The organism is Candidatus Photodesmus katoptron Akat1 (assembly GCF_000478685.1).
GTDB classification, from domain to species: domain Bacteria; phylum Pseudomonadota; class Gammaproteobacteria; order Enterobacterales; family Vibrionaceae; genus Vibrio; species Vibrio anomalopis.
Map to the genome: position 1 here is coordinate 546763 of NZ_AMSD01000001.1, position 8864 is coordinate 555626.

The following is an 8864-nucleotide window of genomic DNA, read 5'->3' on the forward strand; positions in this document are numbered from 1 at the left end:
TTTTACAATTTAAAAGATTTTAAAAACTACTATATAAACATATAGTTATGAAGATTCTATATTTTTTAATTTTAAAGTAAATCCATTGTAGGTAAAAAATATAAACAAAGTTATCCACTTATTCTATATTAATGACATTGATTAATCTCACGATTACTAAGTATACAATTTAGATCATGTTAAATATTCCAGATAATCCACTAATCTTGATTGATGGTTCTTCTTACCTTTATCGTGCATTTTATGCCTACCCTATCACCATGAATAATGGGAAAATACCGACTAATGCTATCTATGGTGTTGTTAATATGTTGAGAAGTACTATGCGTCAATTTTTATCTGAACGTATTGCAATAATATTTGATGCAGAAGGACAAAGCTTCAGAAGTAAAATGTATCCAAAATACAAAGCTAATCGTCAACCAATGTCAGAACAACTATGTTGCCAAATAGAGCCATTAAAGAATGTTATTCAAGCAATGGGAATTCCTCTAATTTCTGTTATGGGAGTTGAAGGAGACGATGTTATTGGTACTTTAGCTGTAAAATCATCAAAATCTAATATACCAGTTTTAATCAATACTAATGATAAAGATATGGCTCAATTAGTTAATGATAATATTACATTAATTAATACAACAAATAATGAGTTTATGAATCGAGAAAGTGTAGTTAAAAAGTTTGGTATACCTCCAGAATTAATTATTGATTATCTAGCACTAACTGGAGATCGATCAGATAATATACCAGGCGTACCTGGTATTGGTAATAAAACCGCAACTATTTTATTAAAAAAAATCGGTAGTTTAAATGATATTTTCAATAATCTAAATAAGGTTAAATCACTTAACATCAGAGGCTCTTTATCTGTAACTAAAAAACTAGAAAATCACAAAGAAATTGCTTTATTATCTTATGCACTTTCTACTATAAAATTGGATGTAAAGTTAAATGAAACACCTCAAACTCTTGTTAAAAAAATACCAAATAAACGCATGTTACTTGAACTATACAAACAGTTAGCCTTCAAATCATGGCTTAAAGAAATACTGGAAGATATCAGAAATTAATTTAAGCAAATGAAAAAAACTAATTTATCATTACCTTCTCATTTAGAAACAATTAATAAAGATGATAAGTACAAAATAATCTTGGCAGAACAAGAATTGATCCAATGGATTGAAAAACTTAAAGCTAAAAAAATATTTTCTATTTATACTAAAACAAATCATTCCAATTATATGCTAGCTAACTTGATTGGAATTTCATTTGCAATTGAAGAAAAAATTGCTATGTATATTCCTTTTGCTCATGACTACCAGGATGCTCCAAAACAACTAAACTATAAATGGGTGCTTAGTAAACTTAAACCACTTTTAGAAGATCCAACACGAAGTAAAGTTGGATATAACTTGAAATATGATCTTCATATATTAGCACGATATGGTATCCAGCTTAGAGGAATTCAACATGATATTATGATAGCTTCCCACATATTAAATAGCACTTCTAGGAAAAATGATATAGTTAGCTTAGCTGTAGATTTTTTAGAACATCAATGTCAATGTATTTCACTTGAAAAGATCGCTAGAAAGGGGAAACAACAATTTAAATTTAATCAAATTACACTTGAAGAAACATTACCCTATTCAGCTAAATATGCAGATATAATACTTCAATTACATAATAAAATTTTTAAAAAAATCGAACATGATTCTGAACTCAAATTAATTTATAAAAATATTGAAATTCCTTTAATTTTTATACTATTTAAAATGGAACGTACTGGAGTTTTAATTGATGATGCTCTTCTCAACTTACATTCTTATAAAATCAGTAATCGTCTGCAAGAATTAGAATTCAAAATATATAAGATAACAAATAATAGATTTAATATAAATTCAACTAAACAACTTCAAACTATTTTATTTGAGAGTATGAATTTTCCAATCATTAAAAAAACTCCATCTGGAAAACCATCAACTAGCGAAGAAGTTCTTCAAGAGTTAGCTTTGTATTATCCATTACCTAAATTAATTCTAGAATACCGAAATTTAACAAAACTCAAATCGAACTACATCGAAAAATTACCCAAAATGATTAATATGAATACTGGTCGTATTCATACCTCCTATCATCAAGTAATGACAACTACAGGACGTTTATCCTCAAGTGATCCAAACTTACAAAATATTCCAATTCGAAATAAGCTAGGTAGGCGAATTCGAAAAGCTTTTATTGCTAAAGATAATTATAAAATTCTTTCAGTGGATTACTCACAAATTGAGTTAAGGATTATGGCTCACTTATCAGGTGATAAAAATTTATTAAACGCTTTTCAACAAGGAAAAGATATTCATATAGCAACGGCGGCTGAAATTTTATCTGTAAATGCTAAAAAAATTTCTAATGAACAACGTTATCGTGCTAAAGCTATTAATTTTGGTCTTATTTATGGAATTAGTGCTTTTGGTTTAGCTAAACAGCTAAATATTTCTCAATATGAAGCTCAACAATACATAAATAGATATTTTAAACGTTACTCAGGTATATTCCTATATATGGAAAATCTTCGTAAGATTGCCTATAAACAAGGATTCGTTGAAACACTTTTTAAACGTCGAATATATTTACCTGAAATCAAGTCTAAAAATAAAATCCGTCAAAAAGCAGCTGAACGTTCAGCCATCAATGCACCCATTCAAGGGACAGCTGCTGATATTATTAAAAAAGCAATGTTACTTGTTAGTGAATGGATTGAGTTTAAAGCTAATGATAATGTAGAATTATTAATGCAAGTTCATGATGAATTAGTATTTGAAGTTCATAAATCAATTTTAGAGACAGCCAAAAATAAAATACAAAAACTGATGGAATCAGCAGCAAAATTAAATATTCCACTACTAACAAAGGCAAAATATGGCGATGATTGGGATCAAGCACATTAGTTTTTTATCTAAACAACTAGTTAAAAACTTTTTATAAATTAGAAGTAAACCAAAAATCTAATGTATCACGTAAGACATTAACCCCAATACCTTTCGAAGAAAACAGATCAACTTTTACATAATTGCTAAATGTTTCTATAGTTTTCTTTACCTGAAACAAAGTAAACTTAGATTCACTAGTTTTTAGTTTATCAGATTTATTTAGGAGTATTTGCACTGGAATCATATTTTTTATTGCTAATAAAATAATTTCTCTATCTAACATTTTCATAGGATGACGAATATCCATGACAACAATCACGCCCTTTAAAGAGCTACGATTTTTGAAGTACTCTTTTAAAAAAAACATCCATTTCCTTTTTATTTTTATAGGAACTTTTGCAAAACCATACCCAGGCCAGTCAACGATATAAAATCCTTCATATACTTTAAATAGATTGATAAACTGTGTACTCCCTGGAGTTTTACTTACTCTAGCCAAGCTTTTTTTATTGGTCAAAGTATTTAATGAGCTAGATTTTCCTGAATTTGAATGTCCTACAAAGGCCACTTCTATACCTTGATCTTTAGGTAAATGAGATATAGTAGGTAAACTACTAATAAAATGGGTATTTTGGTAATAATTTTTTTTTCTCATTTAAAGCTCCAGATTGACTTTATTTAGTTGATTGATTGGTTTTACAAATTATAAGAACATAGATACATTATTATCAATTAGAAATTGCAATGGAATACTATGAAAAAATTATCCCTCATTCTAACTCTTTTAATAAGCTTCGATACATGGACAAAAGGAAACATTGAAGCTGGAAAATCAAAATCACTCATATGTTCTACTTGCCATGGATCGGATGGTAATAGTCAATTAGCTATTCATCCAAACTTAGCTGGGCAAAATTTTAAATATATAGAAAAGCAATTAAAAGACTATAAACTAAGTACTTTAAGCTCTGGTAAAGAAGGTCGCTTTGACCCAGTTATGGAAGAAATGATGCGAACATTAAATGATGAAGATATAAAAGACTTAGCTGCTTATTACTCTTCACTTCCAATTTCAGAATCTACTACACCATTGTCTGTAGTAGATTCCGGGAAAAAAATATATACATTTGGTAATATGAAACGAAAATTAGTAGCTTGTATAGCATGTCATGGACCTAGAGGAAATGGTATTAAACTTGCTGGTTTCCCAAAAATTTCTGGACAAAACGCCGAATATATCAAAATTCAACTAGAAAAGTTTCGTGATGGTTCTAGAAAAAATAATGTTATGATGAATGATATAGCAAAAATATTAACCGATGAAGAGATCGAGATATTATCTAAGTATCTTGGTGGACTACATTAAAAAATATAAAGCAATTGAATTTATGCATAACTTATGCTTAATACTCAATTTTTATTTATAAAATTATATAGCAATATAATACGTTCTATAGAATAGGAAAACGGTTTATGTTAAAAAAAGTATCCAACTATCAAGTTCTATGGGATAGAAATATTCTAGAGAAATACAATTGCTCCGGACCTCGATACACTTCCTATCCAACAGCATTAGAGTTTCATGAGGACTTCACCTTAACTGATTATAGTATAGCATGTGCTAAATATCCTCAATATCCTCTTTCTATATATATACATATCCCTTTTTGTAAAAAACTTTGTTATTACTGCGGCTGTAATAAAATTATTACTCGTCAATCTAGTAAAGCAGTTCCATATCTTAATATTCTCGAAACTGAAATTCGAGAGCGCTCTTTGTTGTTAAAAAAACGAAAAGTAACTCAGCTTCACTTTGGAGGTGGTACACCAACGTTTTTATCAAGTCAACAAATTAGTTGGTTAATGACAATTTTAAGAGAAAATTTCAAATTTGAAAAAACAACGGAAATTAGCATTGAACTTGATCCAAGAGAAATTGAACTACACCTTCTTAATCATTTACATAATGAAGGCTTCAACCGTTTAAGTATTGGTGTACAAGATTTTAATAAAGAAGTACAAAAACTAATAAATAGAGAACAAAATAACACTTTTATCATTAAACTAGTAAAATATGCTAAAAAACTCGGTTTCCGTTCAATCAATTTAGATTTAATTTATGGTTTACCAAAACAAACAAGAAAATCATTCTCAAATACACTATCTCAAGTACTTAATATAAAACCTAATCGCCTTTCTATATTTAACTATGCTCATATACCAGAATTATTTGCTTCACAATGTAAAATAAAAAATAATGATTTGCCATTAATAGATGAAAAAATCTCTATCCTTCAAGATACTATCTTTACTTTAACCAAAGAACACTATCAATTCATTGGTATGGATCACTTTGCTCAATCAAATGATGAATTAGCTATAGCTCAACGTAACGGTACTTTACATCGTAGTTTTCAGGGATACACAACTCAAAGTAATAATTGTGAAATTATTGGATTTGGAATGTCAGCTATTTCAATGATCGGAAATACATATATGCAAAATCAAAAGGAACTTGATAAATACTATATACAAGTAAAACATGTTAACCATGCATTATGGAGAGGAATTGTGCTTAATGAAGATGACTTACTACGTGGTGAAATTATTAAGCAGCTTATATGTAATTTAACACTTAATAAACTTTTAATTGAATCTAAATTCAAAATTACCTTTCATAAATATCTCAAGAAAGAATTAGAATTATTAAAACCCTTCATTAATGATGGTTTAGTAGAAATTGATTATGAAAAAATTCAAGTAACCGAGCGTGGACGCTTATTAATTCGAAATATTTGCATGTGTTTTGATAAGTATTTACAAAATAAGACTCGTAAAAAACAATTCTCTCGAGTTATTTAGATATATTTTAAAATACTTCGTTTTTTTCTAAACTAACTATTTTGAAAAAATATACACTACTTTAATTAGCATTTATTGAAATAATAATAATTTAATTAGTTTTTTTAGATAATTTAGATTCTAACTCAAGGAGTTTTTTTTCCATTTCTGTAAGTTTTTTTCTAGCACAGAATAACGCTTGACTTTGTATATCAAATTCTTCTCTACTTACTACAGATAACTTATTTAACTTAGACTGTATAATCTGATAAATTTTTTGATCTAAATCTGTAGTTAATTCTTTTAGTGAAGTTGGCATAACATCATGAATTTGCTTTACTATTTTTTCTATTTTTATCTGATTGAACATGTTAGTTTCACTCATTTTTTTTCTTAAATTTCCAAGTAATTTAAAGTCTATATCTCTATCAATTAATCATTGATAAAAAATATCATGTATAGAAAGCAAAATTTTTCTAATTAGATTGTATATCATATAAAAATATACTAGACATACTGAATTTTATCATCAATTGATTATTTTTTTAGAACAAATACATATTATATATTTTTAATTCATATTATTATATCAAACAATTCATTGGTTATTAAATTATTTAAATTACATTAGTAAGAGATGTTAAAAACAATTTTAGATCGCATTATTGCTATTAGAACTTGGTTGAAAACAAATAATTATGACGCAATTATTGTTCCTCATGAAGACGAATATCTTTCTGAATGCCTTCCAACACATAATGAAAGACTACGTTGGTTAACTAATTTTACTGGTTCTGCAGGAGTAGCAATCATAACATATGATAAAGCAGTTATTTTTGTTGATGGTCGGTATATAATTCAGGCAATTAAAGAAGTTTCTTGTAAGCTTTTTAAAGTCCATTACCTCATTCAGGAAGCTGAAGCTGAAGCAAATTGGTTGCTACAAAATCTTTCTAAAAATTCAAAGATAACGTTCGATCCACGTATGCATAACATCTTATGGATGGATTCTATAAGAAATAAACTAGCAAATACATATAAGTTAATTCATTTAATAAATAATCCCATTGATGAACTATGGAAGGAAAGACCAAAGATAATTCTTTCTAATATCTTATTAATGAGCATTAAATTAACTGGAAAATCAAGCAAAAATAAGCGTAATAAAATTGCTCAAGCCATTAAAAAACTAAATGCTGATAGCTTGATTATAACTTCACTTGATTCAATATGTTGGCTATTAAACATTCGTGCTCTAGATATACCTAGATTACCCGTCCTTCTTTCGCAAGTAATTTTACATAATAATGGTAATGTAGAATTATTTTTAAATCCAAGAAAAATACCTAAAAATTTTAAAAAACATGTAGGCGATGGTGTAACCATATATCACTATAAATTATTAGAAAAACATCTTAAAATGCTTTCAGGAAAAAGAATTATAATTGATCCTGAAAAAAGTAACGCATGGTTTAAAATTATACTACAAAAGGTCAATACAAAGATAATCAAAAAACCAGATCCATGCTTAATAGAAAAATCTATTAAAAATAAATCTGAAATAACAGGAATCAAAGCTTGTCATATTAGAGATGGAGTAGCAATGGTTAAATTTCTTTCATGGTTAGATTTTGAGATTTCATCAGGTAATTTTCATGATGAAGAGATACTTGCTAAAAAATTGCTCTCTATTAGAGAAATGGATCCTTCTTTAAAAGATCTAAGTTTTAATACTATTTCAGCTACTGGTAGCAATTCTTCGATATGTCATTATAACTATAAAAATAACATAAGACCAAAAAAATTAAGAAATAATACATTATATTTAATTGATTCAGGCGGACAATATTTAGATGGAACTACAGATATTACCCGAACAATTTCCATCGGTAATCCTACAAAAAAAATGATTAATCAATTTACTTTAGTTTTAAAAGGGCATATAGGGATTGCTACTGCTAGATTTCCTAAAGGAACTTGCGGATACCAAATAGATGTCTTAGCCAGGCAACATCTTTGGAGGGAAGGATATGATTATGATCACAGTACTGGTCATGGTGTTGGTCATTTTCTTAATGTACATGAAGGACCACAAAAGATTTCTAAAACAGCAAATAACGTAGCCTTATGCAAAGGGATGGTAATTTCTAATGAACCAGGATATTATTGTCCATCTTTTGGTATTCGTATTGAAAATTTAGAACTTATCATTGAAATAAAAACTAAGGGGGATTTTTCAATCCTAGCATTTGAATCTTTAACACTATGTCCTATCGATAAAAAAAACATTAATATCAATCTTTTATCTCAAAAAGAAAAAAAATGGTTAAATAAATATCACAAAAAAGTTTGGAAAAAAATTTCTCCTTTAGTAACAGGAAAAACAAAAAAATGGTTAAAAAAAGCGACTTCCTGTATTCACTAATTTACTTTTTTAAAAAAATGGCGGAGAGATAGGGATTTGAACCCTAGATACGTTTTAACGTATGCCGGTTTTCAAGACCGGTGCTTTAAACCACTCAGCCATCTCTCCACGGTAAAGACAACACGAAAGGTCAAAAAAATCGGATATTACATTCCAGCTGAACTACCACTCCCTCCAAAATTATAAGCCTGGCAATGTCCTACTCTCACATGGGGAAACCCCACACTACCATTGGCGCTGCTGCGTTTCACTTCTGAGTTCGGTATGGAATCAGGTGGGTCCACAACGCTATAGTCACCAAGCTAATTCTTTTATACATTAGAAAACTGAATAAACACCAAAACTACTTAGGGTTGTATGGTTAAGCCTCACGGGTAATTAGTACAGGTTAGCTTAACATTTCACAATGCTTATACACCCTGCCTATCAACGTCCTAGTCTTGAACAACCCTTCAGGACAACATATGTGCCTGGGAAGACTAATCTTAAGGCTCGCTTCCCGCTTAGATGCTTTCAGCGGTTATCGATTCCGAACTTAGCTACCGGGCAATGCATCTGGCGATACAACCCGAACACCAGAGGTTCGTCCACTTCGGTCCTCTCGTACTAGAAGCAGCCCCTTTCAATCTTCCAACGCCCACGACAGATAGGGACCGAACTGTCTCACA

At 29.2% G+C, this 8864-nt stretch carries 5 protein-coding genes, 1 tRNA gene, 2 rRNA genes and 1 pseudogene; 4 read left to right on the forward strand and 5 right to left on the reverse strand.

The window, feature by feature from the left end:
* Window positions 1–176: 176 nt before the first annotated feature.
* Window positions 177–2948 (forward strand): annotated as a pseudogene (gene polA, locus O1U_RS02400) (DNA polymerase I).
* 31 nt (window positions 2949–2979) lie between these two features.
* Here polA and yihA read toward each other — a convergent pair.
* On the reverse strand, window positions 2980–3585 hold the full coding sequence (gene yihA / locus O1U_RS02405) for a ribosome biogenesis GTP-binding protein YihA/YsxC (protein ID WP_016503820.1): 606 nt from the start codon (window positions 3583–3585) through the stop codon (window positions 2980–2982).
* Between the two features lie 99 nt (window positions 3586–3684).
* On the opposite strand from yihA, the gene O1U_RS02410 reads away from it, so the two are divergent.
* Both O1U_RS02410 and hemN read left to right on the forward strand, forming a co-directional pair.
* Entirely contained in the window at window positions 3685–4296 is a 612-nt protein-coding gene (locus O1U_RS02410) for a c-type cytochrome (RefSeq protein ID WP_016503821.1), read from the forward strand.
* A 107-nt stretch (window positions 4297–4403) separates the two neighbouring features.
* On the forward strand, window positions 4404–5792 hold the full coding sequence (gene hemN, locus O1U_RS02415; protein WP_016503822.1) for an oxygen-independent coproporphyrinogen III oxidase: 1389 nt from the start codon (window positions 4404–4406) through the stop codon (window positions 5790–5792).
* 91 nt (window positions 5793–5883) lie between these two features.
* Here hemN and O1U_RS02420 read toward each other — a convergent pair whose 3' ends face one another.
* The gene (locus tag O1U_RS02420) at window positions 5884–6141 is read right to left on the reverse strand and encodes an accessory factor UbiK family protein (protein ID WP_034411170.1); all 258 of its coding nucleotides are present in this window, start codon (window positions 6139–6141) and stop codon (window positions 5884–5886) included.
* A 267-nt stretch (window positions 6142–6408) separates the two neighbouring features.
* Between O1U_RS02420 and O1U_RS02425 the strand changes: the two genes are divergently transcribed.
* Window positions 6409–8196: an aminopeptidase P family protein gene (locus O1U_RS02425; RefSeq protein WP_016503824.1), complete on the forward strand. Its 1788-nt coding sequence runs from the start codon at window positions 6409–6411 to the stop codon at window positions 8194–8196.
* An 18-nt stretch (window positions 8197–8214) separates the two neighbouring features.
* Here O1U_RS02425 and O1U_RS02430 read toward each other — a convergent pair.
* The 3 genes from O1U_RS02430 to O1U_RS04945 form a co-directional block, all read right to left on the reverse strand.
* Window positions 8215–8304, reverse strand: a tRNA-Ser gene (locus tag O1U_RS02430).
* 78 nt (window positions 8305–8382) lie between these two features.
* Window positions 8383–8498, reverse strand: a 5S ribosomal RNA gene (gene rrf / locus O1U_RS02435).
* Window positions 8499–8553: 55 nt separating this feature from the next.
* Window positions 8554–8864 (reverse strand): 23S ribosomal RNA (locus O1U_RS04945); the annotation flags it as partial.

Excerpts from the sequence above, each read along its gene's own strand:
- O1U_RS02410 (WP_016503821.1), top strand. The coding sequence starts at position 3,685 with ATGAAAAAATTATCCCTCATTCTAACTCTTTTAATAAGCTTCGATACA.
- O1U_RS02420 (WP_034411170.1), bottom strand. The coding sequence starts at position 6,141 with ATGTTCAATCAGATAAAAATAGAAAAAATAGTAAAGCAAATTCATGAT.
- hemN (WP_016503822.1), top strand. The coding sequence starts at position 4,404 with ATGTTAAAAAAAGTATCCAACTATCAAGTTCTATGGGATAGAAATATT.
- O1U_RS02425 (WP_016503824.1), top strand. The coding sequence starts at position 6,409 with ATGTTAAAAACAATTTTAGATCGCATTATTGCTATTAGAACTTGGTTG.
- yihA (WP_016503820.1), bottom strand. The coding sequence starts at position 3,585 with ATGAGAAAAAAAAATTATTACCAAAATACCCATTTTATTAGTAGTTTA.